Origin of the sequence: Corynebacterium sp. HMSC08A12 (genome assembly GCF_001807485.1) — a bacterium.
GTDB classification, from domain to species: Bacteria; Actinomycetota; Actinomycetes; order Mycobacteriales; family Mycobacteriaceae; genus Corynebacterium; species Corynebacterium evansiae.
Genome location: NZ_KV789168.1, coordinates 58,974 through 83,429, shown reverse-complemented (window position 1 = coordinate 83,429; position 24,456 = coordinate 58,974). Strand labels below are relative to the sequence as shown.

General features: G+C 64.1%; 24 protein-coding genes. 16 read left to right on the top strand and 8 right to left on the bottom strand.

Annotated elements, in window-relative coordinates; genetic code table 11:
• Positions 1 to 12 precede the first annotated feature (12 nt).
• The 4 genes from tatA to HMPREF3166_RS02270 are packed head-to-tail and all read left to right on the top strand — an operon-like array spanning position 13 to position 4,632.
• Complete coding sequence (tatA, locus tag HMPREF3166_RS02285; RefSeq protein WP_034987575.1) at positions 13 to 267, top strand: Sec-independent protein translocase subunit TatA; 255 nt, start codon at positions 13 to 15, stop codon at positions 265 to 267.
• Between the two features lie 7 nt (positions 268 to 274).
• Positions 275 to 1,252 (top strand): twin-arginine translocase subunit TatC, encoded by a 978-nt coding sequence (tatC, locus tag HMPREF3166_RS02280; protein WP_070487470.1) that lies wholly within the window; start codon positions 275 to 277, stop codon positions 1,250 to 1,252.
• On the top strand, positions 1,239 to 3,911 hold the full coding sequence (locus tag HMPREF3166_RS02275) for a DEAD/DEAH box helicase (protein ID WP_070487468.1): 2,673 nt from the start codon (positions 1,239 to 1,241) through the stop codon (positions 3,909 to 3,911). Before tatC ends, HMPREF3166_RS02275 begins: the two co-directional genes overlap by 14 nt.
• On the top strand, positions 3,904 to 4,632 hold the full coding sequence (locus HMPREF3166_RS02270; RefSeq protein ID WP_049049989.1) for an SDR family NAD(P)-dependent oxidoreductase: 729 nt from the start codon (positions 3,904 to 3,906) through the stop codon (positions 4,630 to 4,632). Before HMPREF3166_RS02275 ends, HMPREF3166_RS02270 begins: the two co-directional genes overlap by 8 nt.
• On the opposite strand, the gene HMPREF3166_RS02265 is transcribed toward HMPREF3166_RS02270, so the two are convergent.
• Complete coding sequence (locus HMPREF3166_RS02265; protein WP_070487466.1) at positions 4,629 to 4,883, bottom strand: hypothetical protein; 255 nt, start codon at positions 4,881 to 4,883, stop codon at positions 4,629 to 4,631. The two genes, HMPREF3166_RS02270 and HMPREF3166_RS02265, sit on opposite strands and share 4 nt — an antisense overlap.
• Positions 4,884 to 5,034: 151 nt before the next feature.
• On the opposite strand from HMPREF3166_RS02265, the gene HMPREF3166_RS02260 reads away from it, so the two are divergent.
• From HMPREF3166_RS02260 to HMPREF3166_RS02250, 3 genes are read left to right on the top strand one after another with little or no spacing between them, the layout of a single operon-like run.
• The gene (locus HMPREF3166_RS02260) at positions 5,035 to 5,472 is read left to right on the top strand and encodes an FxsA family protein (protein WP_035003986.1); all 438 of its coding nucleotides are present in this window, start codon (positions 5,035 to 5,037) and stop codon (positions 5,470 to 5,472) included.
• Positions 5,469 to 6,896, top strand: a complete 1,428-nt coding sequence (gene lnt / locus HMPREF3166_RS02255) for an apolipoprotein N-acyltransferase (RefSeq protein WP_070487463.1) — start codon at positions 5,469 to 5,471, stop codon at positions 6,894 to 6,896. Before HMPREF3166_RS02260 ends, lnt begins: the two co-directional genes overlap by 4 nt.
• Positions 6,889 to 7,680: a polyprenol monophosphomannose synthase gene (locus tag HMPREF3166_RS02250; protein WP_049049993.1), complete on the top strand. Its 792-nt coding sequence runs from the start codon at positions 6,889 to 6,891 to the stop codon at positions 7,678 to 7,680. The genes lnt and HMPREF3166_RS02250 overlap by 8 nt, the downstream gene beginning before the upstream one ends.
• On the opposite strand, the gene HMPREF3166_RS02245 is transcribed toward HMPREF3166_RS02250, so the two are convergent.
• Entirely contained in the window at positions 7,671 to 8,048 is a 378-nt protein-coding gene (locus HMPREF3166_RS02245; protein ID WP_011273522.1) for an RNA polymerase-binding protein RbpA, read from the bottom strand. The two genes, HMPREF3166_RS02250 and HMPREF3166_RS02245, sit on opposite strands and share 10 nt — an antisense overlap.
• Positions 8,049 to 8,116: 68 nt before the next feature.
• On the opposite strand from HMPREF3166_RS02245, the gene HMPREF3166_RS02240 reads away from it, so the two are divergent.
• From HMPREF3166_RS02240 to HMPREF3166_RS10165, 3 genes are read left to right on the top strand one after another with little or no spacing between them, the layout of a single operon-like run.
• On the top strand, positions 8,117 to 8,446 hold the full coding sequence (locus HMPREF3166_RS02240) for a hypothetical protein (RefSeq protein ID WP_070487460.1): 330 nt from the start codon (positions 8,117 to 8,119) through the stop codon (positions 8,444 to 8,446).
• A 20-nt stretch (positions 8,447 to 8,466) separates the two neighbouring features.
• Positions 8,467 to 9,150, top strand: coding sequence for a YceI family protein (locus HMPREF3166_RS02235; RefSeq protein WP_070487459.1), 684 nt, complete (start codon positions 8,467 to 8,469; stop codon positions 9,148 to 9,150).
• An 11-nt stretch (positions 9,151 to 9,161) separates the two neighbouring features.
• Positions 9,162 to 9,329: a hypothetical protein gene (locus HMPREF3166_RS10165; RefSeq protein WP_005294641.1), complete on the top strand. Its 168-nt coding sequence runs from the start codon at positions 9,162 to 9,164 to the stop codon at positions 9,327 to 9,329.
• Between the two features lie 23 nt (positions 9,330 to 9,352).
• Here HMPREF3166_RS10165 and HMPREF3166_RS02230 read toward each other — a convergent pair whose 3' ends face one another.
• Positions 9,353 to 10,612: an alpha/beta fold hydrolase gene (locus HMPREF3166_RS02230; protein ID WP_070487456.1), complete on the bottom strand. Its 1,260-nt coding sequence runs from the start codon at positions 10,610 to 10,612 to the stop codon at positions 9,353 to 9,355.
• A gap of 89 nt (positions 10,613 to 10,701) precedes the next feature.
• Here HMPREF3166_RS02230 and HMPREF3166_RS02225 point away from each other — a divergent pair, with 89 nt between their 5' ends.
• Together HMPREF3166_RS02225 and HMPREF3166_RS02220 are read left to right on the top strand one after the other, a co-directional pair.
• Complete coding sequence (locus HMPREF3166_RS02225; RefSeq protein WP_070487454.1) at positions 10,702 to 11,928, top strand: glycoside hydrolase family 1 protein; 1,227 nt, start codon at positions 10,702 to 10,704, stop codon at positions 11,926 to 11,928.
• The gene (locus HMPREF3166_RS02220; protein ID WP_070487453.1) at positions 11,928 to 13,139 is read left to right on the top strand and encodes an MFS transporter; all 1,212 of its coding nucleotides are present in this window, start codon (positions 11,928 to 11,930) and stop codon (positions 13,137 to 13,139) included. Before HMPREF3166_RS02225 ends, HMPREF3166_RS02220 begins: the two co-directional genes overlap by 1 nt.
• A 3-nt stretch (positions 13,140 to 13,142) precedes the next feature.
• Here the strand turns inward: HMPREF3166_RS02220 and HMPREF3166_RS02215 are convergent, their stop codons facing one another.
• Positions 13,143 to 14,558, bottom strand: a complete 1,416-nt coding sequence (locus tag HMPREF3166_RS02215) for an HNH endonuclease (RefSeq protein ID WP_070487451.1) — start codon at positions 14,556 to 14,558, stop codon at positions 13,143 to 13,145.
• A gap of 156 nt (positions 14,559 to 14,714) precedes the next feature.
• On the opposite strand from HMPREF3166_RS02215, the gene HMPREF3166_RS02210 reads away from it, so the two are divergent.
• Positions 14,715 to 15,509, top strand: a complete 795-nt coding sequence (locus tag HMPREF3166_RS02210) for an SDR family NAD(P)-dependent oxidoreductase (RefSeq protein WP_049050002.1) — start codon at positions 14,715 to 14,717, stop codon at positions 15,507 to 15,509.
• Here HMPREF3166_RS02210 and HMPREF3166_RS02205 read toward each other — a convergent pair.
• The 3 genes from HMPREF3166_RS02205 to HMPREF3166_RS02195 form a co-directional block, all read right to left on the bottom strand.
• Positions 15,484 to 16,761, bottom strand: coding sequence for an amidase family protein (locus HMPREF3166_RS02205; protein WP_070487449.1), 1,278 nt, complete (start codon positions 16,759 to 16,761; stop codon positions 15,484 to 15,486). The two genes, HMPREF3166_RS02210 and HMPREF3166_RS02205, sit on opposite strands and share 26 nt — an antisense overlap.
• The gene (locus HMPREF3166_RS02200; protein WP_035004006.1) at positions 16,748 to 18,427 is read right to left on the bottom strand and encodes an FAD-binding dehydrogenase; all 1,680 of its coding nucleotides are present in this window, start codon (positions 18,425 to 18,427) and stop codon (positions 16,748 to 16,750) included. Before HMPREF3166_RS02200 ends, HMPREF3166_RS02205 begins: the two co-directional genes overlap by 14 nt.
• 85 nt (positions 18,428 to 18,512) lie before the next feature.
• A complete protein-coding gene (locus HMPREF3166_RS02195; protein ID WP_070487736.1) occupies positions 18,513 to 19,745 on the bottom strand; it encodes a class I SAM-dependent methyltransferase in 1,233 nt (410 codons plus the stop codon).
• 179 nt (positions 19,746 to 19,924) lie between these two features.
• Between HMPREF3166_RS02195 and HMPREF3166_RS02190 the strand changes: the two genes are divergently transcribed.
• A complete protein-coding gene (locus tag HMPREF3166_RS02190; protein WP_070487447.1) occupies positions 19,925 to 21,340 on the top strand; it encodes an NAD(P)/FAD-dependent oxidoreductase in 1,416 nt (471 codons plus the stop codon).
• Here the strand turns inward: HMPREF3166_RS02190 and HMPREF3166_RS02185 are convergent.
• Positions 21,337 to 21,816 carry a PaaI family thioesterase gene (locus tag HMPREF3166_RS02185; RefSeq protein ID WP_035004010.1) on the bottom strand — a complete coding sequence of 160 codons (480 nt, stop codon included), beginning with the start codon at positions 21,814 to 21,816 and terminating at the stop codon, positions 21,337 to 21,339. The genes HMPREF3166_RS02190 and HMPREF3166_RS02185 overlap by 4 nt on opposite strands.
• Positions 21,817 to 21,860: 44 nt before the next feature.
• On the opposite strand from HMPREF3166_RS02185, the gene gndA reads away from it, so the two are divergent.
• Positions 21,861 to 23,306: an NADP-dependent phosphogluconate dehydrogenase gene (gndA, locus tag HMPREF3166_RS02180; protein WP_049050005.1), complete on the top strand. Its 1,446-nt coding sequence runs from the start codon at positions 21,861 to 21,863 to the stop codon at positions 23,304 to 23,306.
• Positions 23,307 to 24,455, top strand: coding sequence for a DEAD/DEAH box helicase (locus HMPREF3166_RS02175; RefSeq protein ID WP_070487445.1), 1,149 nt, complete (start codon positions 23,307 to 23,309; stop codon positions 24,453 to 24,455).
• The last annotated feature ends 1 nt before the right edge of the window (position 24,456 follow it).

Genomic DNA, 24,456 nt, shown 5'->3' with positions numbered 1-24,456 from the left:
AGCTCGTAGATAATGCCGAACCTTGGCGTTCCTGAACTACTAATCATCGCTCTGGTCATCTTCCTGCTGTTCGGAGCGACCCGCCTGCCCAACGCAGCGCGTTCCCTGGGCCGTTCGATGCGCATCTTCAAGTCCGAAATGGACGAGATGAAGACTGACGGCGACCAGAAGGAGCTGGCAAAGAAGCAGGCTCCGACCGCCGAGCAGCAGCAGGCCCAAGACCTGGCTCAGCCCAAGTCCGAGCAGCCGAACGAGCACAACGCTTAAAAGTTAAGTGGCTAAGAAGCTAAAGAAGCCCGCCGATGGTTCTATGACCATCGTCGAGCACATCAATGAGCTGCGCAAGCGCGTCTTCATTTCCCTGGTCGCCATCTTCATCGGCACGATCATCGGCTACATCTGGTACAACGTCGAGGTCGGCCCGATCCCGTCTCTGGGCGAGGTGCTGCGCGGACCGTACTGTAACCTGCCGCCGGAGGCCCGCTTTGGCTCCGAGGCGGGGGAGTGCCGTCTGCTGGCTACCAGCCCTTTTGAGATGTTTATGCTGCGTCTTAAGGTTGGCGCGTTGGCAGGCATGGTCTTTTCCTCGCCAATTTGGTTAGGCCAGATCTGGGCGTACATCACCCCGGGCCTGCACAAGAACGAGAAGCGCTGGACATTAGGCGTGGGTATTTCCGCAGGCCTACTGTTCACCGTCGGCGCGGTGCTGGCTTACTTCGTGCTCGCCTTTGGCCTGGAGTTCCTGCTGACCATCGGCGACGAGGCGCAGATCGCTGCCCTGAACGGCGAGAAATACTTCAGCTTCGCCATGGCGCTGCTGCTAATTTTCGGCGTGAGCTTCGAGGTGCCGCTCATTACCGTGCTGCTGAACTTGGCACACGTGGTCACGTACCAGCAGCTGAAGGAGAAGCGCCGCTTCATCTGGGCGTTTCTGTTCATCTTTGCAGCGTTCGTCACCCCGGGTCAGGATCCGATCTCCATGGTCATCCTGGCGATCTCCCTGTGCGCGATGATGGAGATCGCCACTCAGATCGCCCGCCTGAACGACAAGCGCCGCAAGAAGAACCAGGCGGACTGGCTCGAGGTGGATGACGACGAGACCACCGACATCGCCGCACCGGAACCCATTAGCCCGGTGACTGCCACCCCAGCCCCGCAGTCCACTAGCGCGGCCCGCCCGATCGACTCGCCGAAGCGCCAGGACCCGAAGGCTCAAGACTTCACCCGCAGCGATTTCGATGACATTCTCTAGCCCCCAGGTAGAGCGCTTCTGCGCCCAATACGACTTCCCGCTGGACGGCTTCCAGATCCAAGCGGCTGAAGCTATCGACCGGGGCAAGGGGGTGCTTGTCGCCGCCCCGACGGGCGCGGGCAAGACCATCGTCGGCGAGTTTGCCGTTTTCGCCGCCTTCCACGGCGACGGCACCTGCTTTTACACCACGCCTATCAAGGCCTTGAGCAACCAGAAGTTCCACGACTTGGTGGAGCGCTACGGCGAGGCCAACGTGGGTCTGCTCACCGGCGACGTCACCATTAATGGCGACGCGCCCATCGTTGTGATGACCACCGAGGTCTTGCGCAACATGATCTACGCCGACTCCGAGCGGCTGGAAACCCTCACGCACGTCGTCATGGACGAGGTGCACTTCCTGGCCGATCGTTCCCGCGGCCCGGTCTGGGAGGAGGCGATCCTCAACCTCGATCCGCGCGTGATCCTCGTGTCCCTGTCGGCCACCGTCTCCAACGTCGAAGAGTTCGGCGGCTGGCTGTCCGCCGTCCGCGGCGATACCGAGATCATCGTCACGGAGAAGCGACCGGTGCCGCTGACCCAGTTCATGATGGTCGGCCGCCAGATTCTGCCCCTCTTCGAGGGCTCGGAGCAGCACCTCGGCGCCATCAACCGCAAGGTCGTCGCCGCTGCCGCGAAGGCCGAGGAAACTGGCAAGCGCCGCGGGCCAAAGCGTGGCGACGTGGTGCAGCACATGGCCACCGCCGGCATGTTGCCTGCGATTTACTTTATCTTCTCGCGCGTTGGTTGTGACGCCGCCGTCCGCGCCCTGCTGATCGACCGCGTGGACTATTCGTCCCCGTCGGAAAGGGAGGAGATCCTGCGCACCATCGACGCGGGCGTGGCGGACCTGACGGAGGAGGACCTGGACGTCCTGGGCTTCCGCCAGTGGCGCCGCGCCCTGTCGCGCGGTTTCGCCGCCCACCACGCCGGCATGCTGCCGGCCTTCCGCCACATAGTGGAGGATCTGTTCGCCCGCGGCCTGCTGAAGGTCTGCTTTGCCACGGAGACCCTGGCGCTGGGCATCAACATGCCTGCCCGCTCGGTGGTGCTGGAGAAGCTGGTGAAGTTCAACGGCGAGACGCACGCCGACCTCACCCCCGGCCAATACACGCAGCTCACGGGTCGCGCCGGCCGCCGAGGCATCGACACGAAGGGTAACGCGGTGGTGCTGTGGAGCCAGGGGCTGGACCCTTATGGGGTTGCAGACTTGGCGTCAACAAGAACCTATCCGCTGGATTCCACCTTCCGTCCGGGCTACAACATGGCTGTGAACCTCATCGGCACGATGGGGCTGGATGAGGCCCACCGGCTGCTGCTGCGTTCCTTTGCGCAGTACCAGACCAATGGCGCTGTGGTGGAGAGCGCCGAGCAGATAGAGAAGCGGCGCCGAGAGCTGGCCCAGCAGGAAAAGCAGCTAAAGGCCACGATCCGCGAGGTGCGCCGCCCCTCGAACAGCCTCAACGAGGACTTCCAGCTGGTCACCGAGTACGGCCAGCTGCGCCGCGAGCTTTCACAGGAGGAGCGCCGCGCCAAGCGCATGGTCATCGACGAGGCTTCGACGGAGACCACGGCCCTGCTGCAGTCTCTGCAGCCGGGCGACGTGATCGCGCTGCCCACCGGCAAGAACCCCACGACCGCCGTGATTGCCCGTGCCGACCACCGCGGCCGGCCGACGATCATCACCGACGACGGCTGGGTGGAGCGTATCAACCCCGACATGTTCGGCAACACCCCGGTGCACATCGGCCACATGCGCCTGCACAAGGGCGTGGTGCGCAACCCGAAGCGGCAGGCCAGGGGAGTGGCCGCCAACCTGCGCCGCCTGCAGCTGGATAAGCCGAAGAAGCTCAAGCCCCGGGCTCGCCGCCGCTCCCTGCGTGCGGTCGAGCTGCGCGAGCAGGTCCACGCCCACCCGGTGCACGCCTGGGAGGGCCGCGAGGAGCTCTGCCGCGCCGCCGAGCAGTACCTGAAGGCCGCCCGCCGCTTAGAGTTCGAACAGAAGGAGCAGCCGCAGGAATCCGATTCCCTGTCCGCCCAGTTCAACCGCATCCTCGCGCTGCTGGCGGAGTTGGACTACGTGGAGCTCGAGGGCAACACCGCCCGCATCACCATGGAGGGCGAGCGCCTGTCCAAGATCCACCACGAGTCCGATCTGCTGGTCGCCCAGTGCCTGCGCCGCGGTATCTGGGACGAGCTGGACCCGGCGGAGCTGGCGGCCGTGGCCAGCACTTGCGTATTCGAGAACCGTCGCGACTCCGGCGCCAAGGACGATGGCGTGCCCACCGAGCCGCTGGCCGAGGCGATCAGCCAGACGTGGCGCATCTACCAGGAGCTTTCCACCGACGAGCAGCGCCACCGCCTCGCCGTGACCCGCGAGCCAGAGCTGGGCTTTGCCACCGCGGTGCACCAGTGGACCGCCGGCGCCCCGCTGGAGTACTGCCTGCGCGCGGCCGAGGCCAGCGGCGCCACCCTGACCCCCGGCGATTTCGTGCGCTGGTGCCGCCGCGTGATCGACCTGCTGGATCAGATCAAGCTGACTGGCTATTCCAATGAAGTGAAGGCGGCCTCCCGCAAGGCGGTCGCCGCGATGAGACGAGGAGTTGTGGCCCTCGATGGCTAAGAAAATTGCAATCTTCGGCGCGACCAGCGAGATCGGCGGCGAGATCGCACGCCTGCTCGCCCCCGGCAACCACTTGGTGCTCGCCGCCCGCCGCACCACGGAACTGGCCGATGAGCTGTACCGACTCGGCGCCACACAGGTCGATTCCTTCTTTTTTGACGCCACCGACGTGGATTCCCACGCAGACCTCATCGCGGAGATCGAGGCCACCGGCCCGCTGGACGTGGCGCTGGCGATGTTCGGCGTGCTGGGCGACCAGGAGCTCGCAGAGCGCGACTCCTCCGAGGTCTACCGCGTGCTGCACACGGACTTCACCGCCCAGGCGGTGCTGCTGACGGAGCTGTCCCGGGTGATGAAGTCCCGCGGCAGGGGAGTGCTGGTGGCCTATTCATCCATCGCCGGGGCTCGCGTGCGCCGCCCGAACTATGTCTACGGCTCGGCGAAGGCCGGCCTGGATGGTTTCTGCCAGGGCATGCAGGACGCGCTGCAGGGCACCGGAGTGCGCCTGGTGATCGTGCGCCCGGGTTTCGTGATCGGCCGGATGACCCGCGGCATGGATCCGGCGCCGCTGTCCACCACGCCGGACGTGGTCGCCGAGGCCACGGTTCGCGCCATCAACGACGAAAGCGCGGAATCCGTGTGGATCCCGCGCTCCCTGAAGCTGCTGGCCGCCACCATGCAGGTGGTCCCGCGTTGGCTGTGGCGGCGCGCGCCACGCTAGACGTGGAAGATGTTGTAGAAGATCGTCCGCAGGATCCCGAAGGCCACGGAGATGCCGGTGGCCGCCGCGATGCCGATCGCAACCTTTGCAACCGGGTGCAGGCCGTCCCACCACTCGTCGGAGTCGCTCGAGCTGGTGCTGGTGCTGGAGCTCGTGCTCTGGGTGTCGGTTTCTGCCACTGCCGGGGTGACGGATGCCAGAGCAACCGTGGGGGCCAGAACTGCAGCGAGGATAGAGCGGCGTAGACGCATCGAAGTACTCCCTAAAACGTAGTTAAGCTATCGCGTGTAGGAACTATTTTTCCTACACCTTCGTTATCGTTATGTAAGCACGCTTTCGTTACAAAGATCGCGTTTTCATAACAATTTTTCAGACGGATACTTTAGGAGTTTCCTTACAGCCATGCAATTCTTACCCGCCGTGTATCTCGTCGTGGAAATCATCGCCTTCATTCTCTTGGGAGTGTGGATCGGCTGGGGCTGGGCACTGCTGTTTCTGTTGGGCCTGTTTGTGCTGGGTATCGCCCTGGCCACCTGGCAGATGCGCGAGCTCACCGTCCGCGCGCTGCAGCAGAAGGATCACCCCGGGGAGCTCACGGCCGACATGGCGCTATCCATGGTGGGTGCAGTGGGCGTGGCCGTTCCCGGAATCGTTACGAGCTTCTTTGGCATCTTCTTCCTGATTCCGCCGACCCGGTCCCTGATCCGCAAGATGCTGGGCCAGGCCGCGCGCCGTTCCCTGGAACGCTTCGGCGTGACCACCTATTCGCGCGTTAGCCACATCCAGAACTCGGGCGGTTGGGGAGACGTCATCGACCACCGCGCGGGCGAGAACGGATGATTTTAAGGCTCCTCGCCGCTGCCTTTAGCGGCGTGATGGTCTTTGCCGCCTTCGAGCCGACCGGCCTGTGGTGGGCCGCACCGCTCGGGTTCGCGCTGCTGTTTTACTTCGCCGACCACCGTCACGCCATGCTGATGGCCTGGGTGCAGGGCCTCACCATCTACGGCCTGTTGCTGCCGTGGGTCGGGGAGTTCGTCGGCCCGGCCGCCTGGATCGCGTTGGCGCTGATCCAGTCCCTTTACAGCCTGCTGTTCGGCGCAGGCCTAAAGCTTTTGGTCCGACGCCCCCTCCCGGCCCAGATCATCGGCATTCCGACCTGGTTCGTCGCGACTGAGTGGCTGCGCTCTTCCTTTCCCTTCGGGGGTTTCCCGTGGGGGCGCATCGCGTGGGGCCAGGCCAGCGGCCCGATTAGCTGGCTGATCCGCCTCGGTGGCCCCGCGCTTGTCACCTTCGCCGTGGTGCTGATCGGCCTGCTCCTGGCTTTGAGCCTCCGCAAGCACCGCGCGCCCGTGTACTCCTTGGCTGGCGTGGTGGCCGTGATAGCCGCCTACGCGCTACTGATCCCCGCCACGCCCACCGACCGCACCGTGGACGTCGTCGCGGTGCAGGGCAACGTTCCGCGCCTGGGCCTGGACTTCAATGCCCAGCGCCGCGCCGTGCTGGATAACCACGTGCGGCGCACCGAGCAGTTGGAGTCAGATCCGGACATCGTCATCTGGCCGGAGAACTCTGCTGACGTCAATCCCTTCACCGATCCTGCCGCCCGCCAGCAGATCGAGCGTGCCCAGCGCTCCGTCGACGCGCCGATCCTCGTCGGCACCGTCAGCCCGGAGCACAACACGATGGTGGTGTGGGATAGCGACGGCCCAGGGGAGAGCCACGTCAAGCGCTTCCTGCAGCCCTTCGGCGAGTACATGCCCTTCCGCGATTTCTTGCGCAACTTCAGCGAGCATGTCGACCGCGCCGGCAACTTCCAGCCCGGCGACGACAACGGAGTGGTCCACATGAACGGCGTCCCCGTCGGCGTGGCCACCTGCTACGAGGTCAGCTTCGACGGCGCGTTCCGCATGGCTGTGCAGGGCGGCGCGCAGATTCTCACCAGCCCGACGAACAACGCGACCTTCGGGTTTACCGACATGACGTATCAGCAGCTCGCCATGTCCCGCATGCGCGCCAAGGAGTATGATCGCGCCGTGGTGGTCGCCGCGACCTCGGGTGTGTCGGCGATCGTTGCGCCCGATGGCTCGGTGAAGCAGCGCACTGCCATTTTTACTTCTGACGCCCTCGAGGCCGAGTTGCCCCTAAGCGATACAATGACACTGTCAGCCCGCGTCGGCCCATGGGTGGAATGGATTCTAGCTATTCTGGGTCTGCTGTCCGTGGCATTTACTTATAGGAGAGGTAAGAAAGCTTTTCATGACTAAGCTGAGCGATAAAACACTGGTCATCATCCCGACCTACAACGAGAGGGAAAACCTTCCTCTGATCATCGGTCGACTGCTAAAGGCCGAGCCCGAGCGCGTGGACGTCCTCGTCGTCGATGATTCCAGCCCGGACGGCACCGGAGATCTGGCCGACGAGATGGCCGCTGAGAACTCGAAGATCCACGTGATGCACCGCGGCGGCAAGGGCGGCCTGGGTGGCGCTTATATCGCCGGCTTCCGCTGGGGTCTGGAGCGCGACTACGAGATCCTGTGCGAGATGGATGCCGACGGCTCCCACGCTCCCGAGCAGCTGTACCTGCTGCTGGACCGCATCGACTCTGGCGCGGAGATGGTCCTGGGTTCCCGTTACGTCAAGGGCGGCAAGACCGTGAACTGGCCGGTCAGCCGCGAGGTTCTCTCCCGCGGCGGCAACATTTACGCCTCTCTGGCGTTGGGCGCGGGCCTGTCCGACATCACCGGCGGCTACCGAGCATACCGCCGCGAGGTGTTGGAGGAGATCGACCTGGATGCCGTCGATTCCGCCGGCTATGTTTTCCAGGTGGATCTGGCTTGGCGCGCCGTCGAGGCCGGCTTCGACGTGCGCGAGGTTCCGATCACCTTCACCGAGCGAGAGATTGGCGACTCCAAGATGAGCGGCAACATCGTCTCCGAGGCTCTGCTGCAGGTGACGAAGTGGGGTGCCGCGCACCGCTTTAACCAGTTCAAGAACCTGGCTCAGGAGTCTTGGCGCATCGGTGCCGGCACCGTGCGTAGCTACTTCTGATTCGCTTCCTGCTGCTCCTTCATGAGCTTCACCGCAGTGCGGCGGCGCTTACGGAGCAGCTCGATGCGCTCGTCGAGCAGCTCGTCGAGCTCCTCGAGGCTGCGGCGCTCGCGCAGCATGTCCCAGTGAGTGCGCGGGGGCTTCACCGGCTTGGATTCCTGGCCTTCGCCCTCGACCAGCGTGCCCATCTGGCCGTTCTTGCACATCCACTCCTGTGGAACCTCCGCATCGTCGGCGAAGGGAACCTCGTAAATTTCCCCAGCCTCGGTGCGGTATTTCACCATGCGGCGGGGAGCTAGGTCGTGGTCGCGGTCCGTCTCATAAGAAACGGCACCCATGCGACTTCCACGCAGTACGCGATCGGCCATTCTTCATCACTCCTAAATCAGTTCGAACTAATCCATCATAACAACGAAGTTTCGTTAAGAATTGTTCCATGCCTCGACCAAAGCACTGCGCCTGGTGCGGCAGGGTAGTTGAACCCGGCCCGACGAACCGGCCCCGCAAGTTTTGCAATCAATCGTGCCGCCAGCGCGCCTACGAGCAGCGCGCCCAGTTGGCGGGCACCTCGATCCCGGCGGATTCCGTCATTATGTCGGCCAGCGCGGCCGAGAAGTTCCACGATGACCTCTTCGAGCTGCGCTGCGCCGCCGAGGACCTGTGCACCGCCGCAAAGGAAGGGGAGTCCGCCGAGGTGGTGGAGGAGTTGGCGTCAGAACTAGAGAGCATGGCCCGCCGCATCGAGCAACTTAGGGGTCGCAGGTAGGAGGGGCTATGCTATAGGGCATGCGTAAGGGAATCATCACTCTCGCCGTAATTGGCATGATTGTCGGTGTGCTGATGGCTTTCGGGCCGCTGGTGGCGAATTACTTTAGCGACCGAGGCTTGCGAACCGCCGACATAACCGCAGGTGGCGAGCCTGCCAGCGTGGGAATAGACGGCTCCTGGCACGTGGTAAGGGGAGCCGGTGACAACGTTTCGCAGGCTGGCTACACCTTCGACGAGAAGCTGCCCGCCGGCTCCAAGACCACCTCGGGCCGCACCGAAGACGTTGAGGGCGACGTTAAGGTTGAGGATAAGAAGCTCACCGAGGGCAAGATCACGGTCGACGTTGCCAGCATCAGCAGTGACGTGGAAAAGCGCGACATCAACGTGCGCAAGAGCATCCTGCACACCGATAAGTTCCCGAAGGCCACGTTTACGCTGACGGAGCCCGCCGACGTCTCCAATCTGCCGGACGATGGCACGACCGAGAAGGTAAAGGTCACCGGCGACCTCGAGCTGCGCGGCAAGAAGAATCCGGTGACCGCCGAGCTGAAGGTTCTGCGCACCGGCGAGCACGTGATCCTGCAGGGCAACATCCCGTTCAAGCGCAGCGACTTCGACATCCAGACCCCGCAGTTCGTCGCCGCGACGATCGCCGACGAAGGCACCATCGATCTGCTGCTGGTTCTCGAGCAGGATAAGTAGGCGGCGGTCACATGTCTCCGGAGATGCTCAAGTACTCGCGCATCATGCGCATCGTGGTGCTGTTGTTCTTTATCGGCTACCTGCTGTGGCAGGGCACGGGCCTGACGTATTTCTTCGCCGCGGTCTGCGCGCTGTTCCTGGCCGCCACCTGCTATCAGCTGTGGCAGTCCAGGGATTAGCCGATAATATACATTATGACACTTTAGCTTCCCGCCACGTTGGGTAGCACTGCACTGCCTTCCACGGATCCCTGCAGCTGCCCCACCGGCGCCTCGCACGTGCGCCCCAGCGGCTCGCCGCGGAAACGCTTCAAGATGAAGTCGATACCGAATGCGCCGCCCGTCACCGCCTGGATGAAGTGATTGTATTCACCCACCGGCGGCATGATGTCGTCGCGGTACTCGACCTGCGCCCCCTTCTCGCACCACGTGCGCGCCAGTTCCTTCGCCTGGTTGTACTCGACGTTCTTATCGTGACGCCCAGATATCACCATCACCGGTGCCACCGGACGTTTAAGCCCAATGCGCTGATCCTCCATAGCTTCCCGCGCCTCGGGCATCTCCTTCAACAACTCATCGAGCGTCTTGCCCGACTTTGTCCACTCACTGGTCTTCTTGTGCCCGTATTTGTCCGTAATCTCCCCGGTGCACATCGTGGATAGATCCTTCAGCGCCTGCTTGCCCTCTTCGTTGAGGTGCTTATCCAGCAGCGGCTGCAGGTGCGGATAGCGTTCCAACAAGCCGTTGATCGTGAAGCCGATCGCCCCCATAAGGTCCGATCCGTCGATGTTCCGCTGCACCGCCTCCAGATCCGCAGGCGGCGCCGAGGCGTAGGCCCCCACCACGTTAAGCTCCGGAGCGTACTCACCTGCCGCCTCAACCGCCGCAGCCGACGCGCCGCCACCCTGCGAATGCCCGTAGAACGCCACCGGCCCGTCACCCACGCCGGCCGCGCGCGCCGCATCCAGCATCGCGTGCGCCTGGTCATCGCGGTTCATGTACGTATGAATTCCCGGGGTTCCCATACCGATGTAGTCGGTCACCACCACGCGCACACCCTTGGAGGCAAATACCCAGTCGTAGATACCCTCCAGATTCACCGTCCGCTTCGCCTTGATCGGATCCGGCTGCCCATCAAGCGGCCAGTTCCTACTCGGCGCGCACTGGTCTCCCTGCCCGACCGTTCCGCGGCCAATCACCACTGTCGGGCGCGGCCCCTTACCTTTCCACTCCACGACCGGCTCCACAATGTAGCCGCTTACCTGGGTTTTCTTCCCCTCCGAGGTGGTCGTCGTGTATTCGATTCGGTCCACCGTCTTCGGCAACCTCATGTGCAGGTCGCCGAACACATTGGAATATGCGACCTTCTCCCTCTTAGTTATCTGCGCAGCCTCGGCGGGCGACGCGAATCCGGCAAATGCAATGGCTGTTGCGCATGCGAGCGCTGCTGTTTTCTTGAGCATTACTTTGTTGTAGCAAACCAATTACCCCCGATGGGGTAAAAACCGAAAACTTTGCCAACGGAAACTAAGGGCGTCAATAAGTTAAGTGCATGGACCTCAGCAACATCCGCATCGGCACCGCATCGGCCGGGCTACAGATCGAAGGATCGCCGCGCCCCAACAATTGGAGCGAGTGGGTCGCCAAGGACGGCACCACCCCGCACCCCACGACCGACCACTGGCGCCGCTGGCGCGAAGACAACCAGCTCATGAGCGACCTCGGCCTGCAGATCGCGCGCGTCGGCGTGGAGTGGTCGCGCGTAGAGCCCGAGCCCGGTCGTTACGACCACGACGCACTCCAACGCTACCGGGAAGAGTTTCTTGACCTGCGCGAACGCGGCATCGAGCCGCTAGTCACCCTGCATCACTTCGGCCACCCCGCCTGGTTCGAAGCCACCGGTGCATTCACCCGCGAGCCGAACGTGGAGATCTTCCTGCGCTACGTCGACGTCGTGCTCGACCATCTGGGTGACGTGGTGACCGACTGGATCACCATCAACGAGCCGAACGTCTTCGCCACCGAGGCTTACCTCTTCGGCTCCACCCCACCCGGCCGCGGTGGCCTGCCGAAGGTACGCCCCTGCCTGCGGAACATGGCGGCCGCGCACTTGCTGGCCTACCAGCGTATCCACTCACGCTTGGACAATCCGCGAGTCACCTTCGCCCACCACCGCCGAGTCTTCGCCCCCATGAACCCGCGCAACCCCGTCCACCGGCTGCTTACTCCCCTGGTCGAGTGGCTTTTCCAGGGCGCGATCGAGCCTGCCTTCTTCGAGGGGCGCTTCCATCCCGTGCTCGGTCGCCCCGGCCTCGACCTGCCCAGCGGCGGGGTCTTCGCCGATGCTGTGGCCATTAACTACTACTCGCGCACGGCGGTGCGCGGTTTTTCTGACGCCACCTTCCCCGGAACCCCAACTAATGACCTCGGCTGGGAAGTCTACCCGCCGGGGATTGCGGAGGTCTCCGCCGAGCTCGCGAAGCGCTACCAACTGCCGGTGTGGATCACCGAGAACGGCACCGCCGACGCCGCCGAGCGCTTCCGTTGCGCGTTCATCCTGGACCACCTGGCGGAGCTTTCCCGCGTTCCGGAGGTCGAGCGCTACTACCACTGGTGCTTCGTGGACAACTGGGAGTGGTCCGAGGGGATGGCGCAGAAGTTCGGCGTGGTGAACGTGGACCGGCAAGTCAAGCCCGCTGGGCGTCTGCTACAGGCGCTGATCCGCGAGGGCGCCATCACCCCGGAAATCGATGCCGAGTTCAGAGAGAAGGGCCACTGATGCTGCAGACTCTTACCGCCGCCGAGCGCGAGCCGAAGCGGTTCTATTGGAAGTTCGGCGTGGCCTTCTTCGGCTCCGTCTTCGCCTGGGCCGGCCCCACGCAGCTGCTGCTGGGGTTGCAGATGATCGAGCTGCGGCCCGACAACAAAGAGGATTCCCTCGCCCTCATGATGATGCTCGGCGGTGCGACCGCCGTAGTTACGAGCCTGCTGACCGGATATATCGCCGACCGCAGCTGGTTCTGGGTGGGTCGCTGGGGCAAGCGCCTGCCGTGGGTTCTGTTGGCCGCGCCGTTGGTAACGCTGGGATTGCTGCTGATGTCCTTCAGCCCCAGCTTCTGGGTGCTCACCGGGTTGTGGTGCTTGGTTCAGGTGTTCGTGGCGTTCGTAACGAACAACCTGATGACAGTCACCGCGGATGTTGTCCCCCAAGAAAAGTTCGGGTTGGTGTCCGGAATCGTCGGCGCGACCTACACTTTCGGAATTGTCGGCGGGACCGCCGTTGCCGCAGCTTTGCCGATTCAGCAGGCGTACTGGGTTGTGGGCGTCATTTCCCTTCTCTTTATCTTCCAATTCGCTTTCGGGCGCGGTCACGTAGACGTGCACGTCCGTCCGCATAATTCGCTGTCCGCGACGGTCGGCGACGAGGGCTCTTACCGGAACTATTGGCTTGTTTTCACCAGCCGTTTCGTGATTCACCTGGCCAACTACACCAGCTTGTTCTACCTGCTGTATTACCTGCGGGATCACATTGGCGTGCCCGACCCGGATGCTGGCGTACTGGAGCTGACCCTGCTGTATGCGGTATTCACCATCATTACTGCGTTCGTCAGCGGTGGCGTGTCGGACCGGCTGGGGCGGAGGAAGATCCTGGTGGTCGTCTCGGCGCTTGGTGTCGCGGGCGCTACGGGCATGATGACTATCGCCACCGGCATGGGTTTGGTTTATGCCGCGGCGACGCTGTTGGGGTTGAGTTGGGGCGTGTTCAGCAGCGTGGATCAGGCCATGGTTAATGAGTCGCTGCCCAGCAAGAAGAACCGTGCGCGCGACGTGTCGCTGATGTCGCTCACCCAGGGGGTCAGCAACATGTTCTGCGGTGGCCTCGCGGCCCTCGCGTTGAGGCATTTCGATTACCCCGGCATGTTCCTGATGTGCAGTATCATCTGCGTGTTCGGCGCGCTGCTGGTACTGCCCGTCACCTCCTCAAAGTAGTGGTTAGAACGGCGGCTCCTCTTCGTCCTTCTGCAATTGTTTGAGCTGCTTGATCTGGCTGTTCAGTTCCTTTCGCGCCAGCTCGGCGATGGCGTTGGCGATCGTGATCTCACTCTTGATCCGCCGCTGAAGCTCTTCCTTGATTTCTCCGACGGAGGCGCAGTTCAGCATCTTCTGCAGCTCCTCGCGGGTGATGGACAGCCCGCGCGGCATCATCGGATCGGCGTTGAGCTTCTCCTCGTTAAGCTTGCGCACCACCCGCGCCTTGCGCACCCCGCGCTCGGCGAAGTTCTCGCGCGCTAGTGGCCCGTCGGGCACGGTGACAACCTCGTGGCCGTCTCCGTGCGAGGTCCACACTTCGGTGCCATCGGCGTGCAGCGCAACGTCCCAGGTACCGGCCGTTTTCAGCCGGTGATGGGTACGACAGAGCAGATGCATATTCGCCGTCGACGTCGGTCCGCCGTCGGCGTGGCGGTGCACATGGTCGATGTCGCATGTGTACCCCGGCGCATCACAGCCCGGAAAACGGCAGTGCCCATCGCGCCCTATTACTGACGCCCGCAGCAACTCCGTCGGCTGGTACCCCTCCGTCGCGGTGTAACCGGGGGCTGCCAGGTGGGTGACTTTCGCGAGCCACTCGCAACTAGCGGCCTCGGACAGCCAGTGATCCTCGGCGAAGACTCCGCGGGGCTGCGGGCCGACGGCCTTGTACAGGTTCAAGGTGACGTCGGTGGTGATGTTCTGCTCGAGCATCGCCAGGAAAGCCTCCCCCATGGAGCATCCGCGCTTCAGGGAGGCCGCCTTCACCGCCTTGTGCAGCTCCACGCCGCGCAGGCGCGGCACTGTGAGGGTGAACGCGGTGGTCTCGTACTGGCTGCGGTCGATCACCAATTCGGGCGAATTCGTGTCCATGGGCGGAGTGTCGTCCAGCGGAACCGCTAGCTTGTCCCGATCCCCCACAATCGCCTTGACCTTGTTGTAGGCCGCCCGTGGGGTGGGAACCTGCTGGTTCGGCACGGTGGGCTTAAGGGCCTTCAGGATCTCCTGTTCCACCTCGGCGCGCTTGTCCGGGGCTACGGCCTCGACAGCCTCGGTGACCTGCTGGATATGACGAATAGTGAAAGCGCCGCTGCGGAACAGCTGGTGGAGCTGTGGGAAGACTTGGAGCATCAGCCCAGCGTCGGCATAGTTGGCCGCCACTACCTTGCTGATGCCGAAACGCACCGCGAGCTTGGAGACATGATCAGGAACGAGGTCGTCCGGCGCCGGAGTAGACTGCTCGACCATGGCGAGGTGGGTCAGATTGAGGGCACGGGACGTCGCCGTTAGTGGGTCGTCGGAACGCGCAAGCCGGTAGTAGGGCTCGACAGTATCGGGCGGCGGTTCGGTGGTGTTTGTGGCGAGTGTTGTGGTGTTCATACGATCCCCTTCGTGAACTGACACCAGTTTAGAACATACAATCGACCACAGTCAAGGTTTTTGGCTACTTAAATGCAAAGACTCAATCTTTACTAGAACGTTTGACCTAATGTTCATTCTCCACCCAAGCCCCAGATTTCGTGTAAAAATGACACCATGAGCACTTTGGATCTCTCCCAAGAAACCGTCCTCATCACAGGCGCCAGCTCGGGCCTCGGCAAGGAATTCGCCACCCAACTGGCAGCCAAGGGCGCAAACCTTGTACTGGTCGCGCGCCGCCAGGATCGGCTGAACAAGATTGCGGCGGAGATTAAGAGGCGTCATAAAGTAAAGGTCGAGGTAATAGCCAAAGACCTATCCGAGCACGGCGTGGCCGGCGAGATCTCGTGGGAGCTTTCGACGCGCGGGATTACGGTGACCTCGCTGATCAACAACGCGGGCTTCGCCAACTACGAATCCTTTACCGACATCCCGACCGACCGCCTCCGCGCGGAAATCGCGGTTAACGTGCACGCGCTGGTGGAGCTGACGCACATGTTCCTGCCGCGGTTCGAGGAGCGCGGGAATGGATTCATTCTGAATGTGGCGTCTATCGCGGGGTTCCAGCCCTCCCCCGGCATGGTCGTTTACGGCGCGACGAAGTCGTTTGTTCTGTCGTTTACGGAGGGTCTGTACGCCGAGCGGAAGGGCTCCGGCGTGCGGATTATGGCGCTGTGCCCCGGGCCGACGGAGACCGAGTTCTTCCGGGTGGCGGGCAGCGACCGCGCCGACGGAGGGCTGAAGCGAATGAGCAGCCACGACGTTGTGGCCGATGGAATCGAATCCTTGCTACGCAAGTCCCCGCCGCCGTCTGTGGTCTCGGGTACGTTCAACAAGGTGCTAATGAGCGTGTCGCAGCGCATGCCGCGGCGCGCCATGACGGAAATTATGGCGCGGATGATGAAGCGCTAGCTAGATCCAGCAGAAGGCGCTCGTCGCGAGCCACCAATTGCACGCCGACGGGCAGACCATCGCTTCCTCTACCTGCGGGAATACTCAGCGCGGGGTGTCCGGAAACATTCCACAGAGCGGTGTAAGCCACCGATGGCAGACTAGCGATCTGTGCAGCCAGCATGCCCTTGCCCGACAGCACACCGGCGCGCGCCGGGCGGGAAGCGACAGTCGGGGTCAGCAGCACGTCAATGTCGTCGAACACTCGATCCAGCTGCTCCCCCAGCCGATCTGAGAATCCTTCGGCCCAGCGCAGCACCGGACCTTGGGCCCACACACCTGCCGCGCGGGTGACCTTGTGGCGCCTTTCGATGCGGTCGGGATACTCCAGCTTTGCAATCTCCTTGCGAATCCCTGCGAAAAACTGAGTGACGAACGCCGCCGTCGGATCCTTATGCCGCAGCCTGTAGTCGCGCACCTCGTGGCCCATTCCGCGCAGCCGCTCAGCTATCGCGTGCACAGCACGGACATGGTCACGATGCGGTGGGGTTAGCGGCGTTGAGGGTTGCAGGCTCACGCCGATTCTTATTGACGCCCCCTCGGTTTCGGTAGCGACGGAGTCAGATAGGGCGTCAAAAAGAAGGGCGCAGTCGCGTGCAGAACGGGCGATGGGACCGGCGGTACCGAGACGGCACCACAGGTCCTCCCCCGGCAGTGTGCCGCGAGCGGGCTTTAGTCCATAGAGGCCACAGTGCGCGGAGGGAATCCGGATGGACCCGCCACCATCGCCGCCGACGGCGAAAGGCACCCAACCAGCGGCAACGGCGACGGCGGAGCCTCCGGAGGAACCGCCCGGAGTGTAGCTCGTATTGTGCGGGTTGCGGGTGATACCGCGGGCCTCGGACTCGGTGAAGGGGAACGCGCCAAAGGCAGGCATAGTGGTTTTGCCCAGAATGATCGCGCCCGCGTTACGCAAGCGACGAACGATTTCGTCGTCGGTGGCGGCGGGCGTGGGGTTCGCATTAGTGCCGTAGGTTGTGGGCACTCCGCGAACGTCGACTTCCTCTTTGATGAGCACCGGTACACCGTGCAGTGGGCCAGGGTCGGTACTGGAGTCGAGCTCGGCGGCGGCTTCCAAAGCCTCGTCGTCCAGGAGAACCGAGATGGCATTGAAGTGCCGGTCCTGAGCGCGGATACGGCGGAGGGCCTTCTCAATGAGCGGCACGGCGCCGCACTCAAGTGCCTCGGCGCGCCATTCGTTAGAGCTGAGCAATAGTCGCCTTCAGGTTCTCGCCGACGCGCTTGCCGGAGTGGATGCAGCCGCCGAGGAAGGTGCCCTCGAGGGCGTTCTTGCCGTGCATGCCGCCACCGCCGAAGCCGGCGACCTCGCCGGCGGCGTAAAGGCCGGGCAGAACCGAGCCGTCGGTGCGCAGGCAACGGCCGGAAAGGTCGGTCTCGATGCCGCCGAGGGTCTTGCGGGTCAGCACGTGCAGCTTGACGGCGATCAGCGGCCCCTTCGACTCATCGAGCAGGCGGTGCGGGGCAGCGCAGCGGACGATCTTGTCGCCCAGGTATCCGCGGGCAGTGCGGATGTAGTTGATCTGCGCGTCCTTGCTGAAGTTGTTGTCCACCTGCGAATCGCGGTCCTCGATGATGCGGCGCAGGTCGTGGACGTCGAGGGCGGGGGCATCGTCATCGGCGATGGCGTTCATGCCCTCGACCAGGGAACCCAGGTCGTCGGCGACCACCCAGTCCTCGCCATGGTCCATGAATGCCTTCACGGCGGGGTGCGTGCCGGGGCCGACCTTGGAGAGCAGGTTCTTAACCTTCTTGATGGTCAGGTCCGGGTTCTGCTCGGAGCCGGAGAAGATGAACTCCTTGTCGGCAATCGTCTTGTTCAGGATGAACCAGGAGTAGCTATGGCCGGTGGTGCCGAGGTGCTTCATGGTAGCAATCGTGTCGCCACCTGGGATGATGTTGCTGGGGAAACGCTTGCCGGTCGCGTCGATCCACAGGGAGGACGGGCCAGGGATGATGCGGATACCGTGGCCGGGCCAAATGGAGTTCCAGTTCTTCATGCCCTCGGTGTAGGCCCACATGCGGTCGGTGTTCACCAGGTTCGCGCCGGCGGTTTCGGAGATCTGGATCATGCGGCCATCGACGTGAGCGGGCACGCCGGTGACCATGTCGTTCGGCACCGGGCCCCACTGGTCGGTCGGCCACGCGCGACGCACCAGGTCGAGGTTGCCGCCGATGCCGCCGGAAGTCACGACGACGGCACGCGCGCGCAGCTCGAACTCCCCTACGGTCTTTCTAGAGGACGCCACGCCGCGGTCCAGATCGCTCGGTTCCAGCACGCTGCCGCGCACGCCGACGACGGCGTCATTTTCTACGATCAGCTCGTCGACCTGGTGGCGGAAGCGGAACTCGACCTTGCCTTCCGCCTCCGCGGCCTCGATGGGCTCGCGGAAGACGCGCACGACCTCCGGGCCAGTGCCCCAGGTCAGGTGGAAGCGAGGAACGGAGTTGCCGTGGCCGCTGGCGTCTCCGGAACCGCGCTCGGCCCAGCCGACGGTGGGCAGCACATTGAGGCCGAGGGCCTTGAGGTAGTCGCGCTTTTCAGTGGCTGCGAAGCGGACGTACTCGCGGCCCCAGCGGCGCGGCCAGTAGTCGTTCTGGGAATCGTCGAACTGCGCGGAGTTCTCCCAGTCGCGCCAGGCGAGCTCCTCGGAGTCTTTGACCCCCATCAGCTTCTGCTCGGGGCTTCCCACGTAGAACAGGCCACCGAGCGACCAGAATGCCTGTCCGCCAAGGTTGTTGCGGTTTTCCTGGTCCAGGATCAGGACCTTCAGACCCGACTTCTGCGCCTCGTAGGCGGCGACGAGGCCGGCCAGGCCGGCGCCAACGATGATGACATCGGGGTTCGTGGGAGTAGTCACGGAAAGAGTTCCTCTCGGGGGTTATGCGCGAATAGTTATTATTACGCTAAAACTATCCGGCGAGCCCCGTGGGGAAATCGCAAAACTACTTCGGGGCGAGGACGAATTGGACGCACCCGATGTCTTCGGAGGTGGCCAGGGCCTCGTGGAGAGCCAGTTGGTAGTCCCAGAGGTGGCGGAACACCGGGTCAAAGCCGGCGGCCGCGGCCTGGCGCTCGCGGGAGAGGAAGTTCGCACGCCACAGTGGCAACGTTGCGCGCAGGTGGGCGCTGAGGTTGTTCTCCGCGACGACGGTGAGCTGGGTGTGCTCGGCCGCGGCCTCGCGGACCTGCTGGACGGTGGGGTACTCCAGGGCGGGCCAGACGTAGGCACGCATGACGTCCAGGGATTCGCGGGCGGTCTCACGCATCTCGTCGGTGGCGATGATCGACTGGATCACGGCCAGCCCGTCGTCGGAGAGCATGCGGTCGACAGCCTTGAGGTAGTGGCTCAAACCCCCGAGCCCCAGGGTCTCCATGCGCTCGACGGAGAAGATGGCCTCGTAGCGGCCGGACCACTGGCGCGGGGAGGGCACCGGCCCGGCGATGACCTCCACGTTCACTGCTCCCCCGACCCCGGCGGTGTGGACGCGGGCGCGTACGGCGTCCGCGTGGTCCTCGTCGCTGGTCAGAACGTCCACACGGGCGCCGCGCTTGGCGGCCTGCACTGCCAGCTGGCCGCCGGAGGAGGGCATCTCCAGCACGCGGTCGCCGGGTCCGACCTCGGCCTCGTCGAGCATGGTGGTGATGCGGCGGCGCTGCGCGTCGTCCAGGTCAAGGCGCTCCACTGGGTCCGGCTCGCCGAACCAGGTGAAGTCGATGCCGTCCTCATGCGCGCTCGTGCGGGAGGCGCTACTGAACTGGGCGGCGCCCGTGGCGCGGGTGGCGCCGGCGTAGAGCTCCACGAGGGCCTCCGGCAGCTCCCCCGGAGCCGGACCGCGGCGCTTCGGAGTCCGGCGGGCGAAAAACTCCCCGAACTTCCCCTCGAAGGGCTGATCCATCAAGGCTCCAAGAACCTCCGGGAGCGGTTCGGCGGACCACTCCCCGGCCATGTAGCCTTCCGCCAAGCCCAACCAGCCCTCGGCGACTACCCGATCGATCACCTGGCCGTCCCGAACGACCATGTGCGGCACCGAGCCGGCGTTCAAAGCAATTCCGTGAGAAGAAAGTAGCGCTTCCATGCGCGTGGTGACGGCCTCGGCCCGGCGGCCCATAAAACGAGATTGCGGGGCGGCAACCAGGCGCGGCCAGCGTTCCTCGTCGATGTACGGAGACGTCATCATGCCTTCCTTTTGCGCTGTAACTCCCCCCGAAGTTACTAGGAAAACAACTTTTGGCTTCCTAGGCGCAACCGAAAGCGCCCGAATTTTTCAGATCCGGGGGATCTCGGTGTGAAGCGCACGCCTGAAACAATTAAGATGGTGCCGGATTACAACCATCATTGAGGAGAAGCAACTAGATGACCAGCACATCAAACCGCCACCACGTCGTAATCATCGGCGCGGGCTTCGGCGGACTGTTTGCGGCGAAAAAGTTTAAAAACGAGAACGTCCAGGTCACAATCGTCGACCGGACGAACCACCACCTGTTCCAGCCGCTGCTTTACCAGGTTGCGACCGGCATCCTCTCCGAGGGCGAGATCGCCCCGTCCATCCGCCAGATCCTGGCGGACCAGAACAACGTCCGCGTGGTCAAGGGCGAGGTCCGCAACGTGGACATCAACGAGCAGACCGTCACCGCCGACCTGGGCGGCACCGATGCCGTACTGAAGTACGACTCGCTGATCCTGGCGGCCGGCGCCGGCCAGTCCTACTTCGGCAACGAGCAGTTCGCAGAGTTCGCGCCGGGTATGAAGACCGTCGACGACGCGCTGGAGATCCGCGCCCGTGTGACCGGCGCCTTCGAGCGCGCCGAGATCACCACCGACCCGGAGGCCCGCGAGCGCCTGCTGACCTTCGTGGTCGTCGGCGCCGGCCCGACCGGCGTGGAGCTGGCCGGCCAGCTGGCCGAGATGTCCCACCGCACCCTGCGCGACGAGTTCCGCGAGATCGACACTGAGGACACCCGCATCCTGCTGATCGACGGTGGCTCGCAGGTGCTGGCGCCGTTCGGCAAGCGCCTGGGCCGCAAGGCTGCCCGCCGCCTGGAGGACCTGGGCGTGGAGGTCATCCTCAACTCCCTGGTCACCGACGTGTCCAAGGAAGGCGTGCGCTACAAGGACATGAAGACCGAGGAGGAGCACTTCGTGCCCTCCTACGCCAAGATCTGGTCCGCTGGTGTTGCCGCTTCTCCGCTGGGCAAGCACGTGGCAGAGCAGGCTGGCATCGAGGTCGACCGCGCGGGTCGCGTGCCGGTGAACGACGACCTGACCCTGGGCGAGCACCGCAACATCTTCATCGTGGGCGACATGATGAGCAAGGACCGTCTGCCGGGCGTGGCTCAGGTGGCGATGCAGGGCGGCCAGTACGCGGCAAGCACCATCCTGGATGAGGTCAACAACGGCACCGCCCCCGAAGGCCGCGTTCCGTTTAGCTACTTCGACAAGGGCTCCATGGCCATCGTCTCCCGCTTCAACGCGGTCGTGAAGATGAACAAGGCCGAGGTCTCCGGCTTCTTCGGCTGGGTCATGTGGCTGGTGCTGCACCTGCTGTACATGGTGGGCTTCCGCAACCGTGCGGTCGCGGCCTTCAGCTGGGGCCTGAACTCCGTGTCCCGCCGCCGCTGGCAGCTGGTGGCCACCCGCCAGCAGCTGCACGCGCGCAACGCGATCCGCAAGCTGCGCGACCTGGAGGACAAGGAAGGCATCCGCTCCATCGAGGTTCGCGACAACCTGCGCTTCGGCGAGGGTCGCGACACCCGCGCAGTATCCGACTAGGCCTTCGGCATATCCGGCACTACCTGCGTCTTGAGGAAGGTCAAGGCGCAGGTCTTGCCGGTTTTTTCGTTCTTGTGCTCCACGCGGAACAGGTGCGTGGTGCGCCCGACATGCTCCGCCTGGACGGTGGAGACGATGACGTCGCCCTTGACGGACGGGCGCAGGAAGTGCGTCTGGTTGGAGGTGCCCACGACTGCCGGACCGGCGCCCGCGGCGACGAAGCTGGCCATGGAGCCGGCGGTCTCCCCCAGGCTGGCGTACACGCCGCCGTTGGTCACGCCCCAGGGCTGCAGGTGATCCTCGGTGATCTCGAGGGCCAGCTGCATCTTGTCCGGGCCGACGGCGCGGTACTGCACGCCGAGGGTGCGGTCGAGAGTGGGGTGCTTGGCCAGTAGTTCGTTGAGGGTGGCGATCTCCTGCTCGGTGAGTTCGCGCTCGGTGGCAACACGACTTAGTTCAATGAAAATATTGGACATGCGCCTAAGCCTAACCAACCCATCGCCCTGTAAGATGTAAAACCATGACTACTGCTGAAGGAACCGCCCAGATTGGTGTTGTTGGACTGGCCGTGATGGGCTCCAACATCGCCCGGAACTTTGCCAACAACGGTCACACCGTGGCCGTCTACAACCGCACCACCGCGAAGACCGACAAGTTCATGGAGGACTTCGGCGAGACCGGCAACTTCGTTCCCTCGGAGACGATCGCCGATTTCGTTAAGTCGCTGGAGCGGCCCCGTCGCGCCCTGATCATGGTGCAGGCAGGTGCTGGTACTGACGCCGTTATTTCCCAGCTCGCCGCGGAAATGGACGAAGGCGACATCATCATCGACGGCGGTAATGCCCTGTACACCGACACGATCCGCCGCGAGGCCGAGATGTCCGAGCGCGGCCTGAACTTTGTCGGCGCCGGCATCTCCGGCGGTGAGGAAGGCGCGCTGAACGGCCCGGCGATTATGCCCGGTGGCCCGGCGGAATCCTGGGAGGCCCTGGGGCCGCTGCTGGAATCCGTGGCGGCGAAGGTCGACGGCACCCCGTGTGTGACGCACATCGGCCCCGACGGCGCGGGACACTTCGTGAAGATGGTGCACAACGGCATCGAGTACGCCGACATGCAGGTTATCGGCGAGGCCTACCAGCTGCTGCGCTACGGCGCGGGCATGGAGCCGGCGGAGATCGCGGAGGTGTTCAAGACGTGGAACGAGGGCGACCTGGATTCCTACCTGATCGAGATCACCGCCGAGGTGCTCTCCCAGACCGATGAGAAGACCGGCAAGCCGCTGATCGACGTCATCGTGGACTCCGCGGGCCAGAAGGGCACCGGCCGCTGGACCGTGAAGGCGGCCCTGGACCTGGGCATCCCGACCACCGGCATCGGCGAGGCCGTGTTCGCCCGCGCGCTGTCGGGCGCCCGCGAGCAGCGCGACGCCACCATCGGCAACCTGCCTAGCGGCGAGCTGTCCACCCTGGACGTGCCGAAGGAAGAGTTCATCGAGGACGTCCGCCGCGCGCTCTACGCCTCCAAGCTGGTGGCATACGCGCAGGGCTTCGACGAGATCAAGGCTGGCTCCGAGGAGCACAAGTGGGGCGTGGACCCCCGCGACCTGGCCACCATCTGGCGTGGCGGCTGCATCATCCGCGCGAAGTTCCTGAACCGCATCCGCGAGGCCTACGACGCGAACGCGGAGCTGCCCTCCCTGCTACTGGACCCGTACTTCAAGGGTGAGCTGGGCGGCCTAATCGACTCCTGGCGCCGCGTGGTCATCCTGGCTACCCAGCTGGGCCAGCCGGTGCCGGTGTTCGCCTCTTCCCTGTCCTACTACGACTCGCTGCGCGCCGAGCGCCTGCCGGCGGCTCTGATTCAGGGTCAGCGCGACTACTTCGGCGCCCACACCTACCGCCGTACCGACCGCGAGGGCTCTTTCCACACCCTCTGGTCCGGGGATCGTAGTGAGGTCGAAGCGTAATTGTCCCGATCAGAGTTCGGAAAGCTCGGGCTAGATGATTGCATCACCAAGGAGCTTTCCGCCGAGGGAATAACCAAGCCCTTCCCCATCCAGGCGGCCGCCACCCCCGCGGCCGTCGAGGGGCGGGATGTTCTCGGCCGCGGACCGACAGGTTCCGGCAAAACATTCACGTTCGGGCTGCCGATGATTCAGCTGCTGAGGCGGGGGGCGTCAAAACCAAAAAAGCCGCGTGGCGTGGTGCTGGTACCGACCAGAGAGCTGGCGACGCAGGTGCGCTCGCGGCTGGATCCGATTGCGAACGCGGCCGGTCAGCGGCTGCTGGAGGTCGTCGGCGGGGTGAAGATCCAGCGCAACGTTACGGCGCTGGCCAGGCCGGTGGACATTCTGGTGGCCACGCCGGGGCGCGCCCTGGATTTGCTGGGGCAAGGCATGTTGGACTTTTCCGACGTGAAGGTCGTGGCCATCGACGAAGCAGACCAGATGGCCGACATGGGCTTTCTGCCGCAGGTGACCAAGCTGCTGGACCGCATGCCAAAGCAGGCGCAGCACCTGCTGTTTTCCGCCACGCTGGACGGCGACGTGCAGGTGCTGGTGGATAAGTACATGCGCGAACCCGTGACGCACTCCACCGGCGAGGCCACCGCCAGCGTAGACACGATGCGCCACCTGCTGGGCGTGGTGGAAAGCCGGGAGGAGCGCAACGAGCTGGTGGTGGCCATTGGAAAGCTGCGGAAGCGTACTGTAATGTTCATGCGCACCAAGTACGCCGTAGACCGGCAGGTAAAGAAGCTGGTGCGCGCGGGAGTGCCCGCCGTGGGGATTCACGGTAATAAGGGGCAGAACACCCGCCAAGCGGCGTTGGATGGCTTTACCGAAGGCAAGAATACCGTGCTGGTGGCCACCGACATTGCCGCCCGCGGGATCGACGTGAAGGACGTGGAGCTGGTCGTGCACATCGACCCTCCGGCCGAGCACAAGGCGTATGTCCACCGGGCCGGGCGCACCGCCCGCGCCGGAGCAAGCGGCACAGTGGTGACGCTGTCCTTCGCGGACCAGCAAGCTGACACCGAGAAAATGATGGCCAAGGCCGGGGTGCACCCAACCGTGCTGCCGGGCGCCAAATTGGTCGCCGAGCTGAAAAAGATTTAGG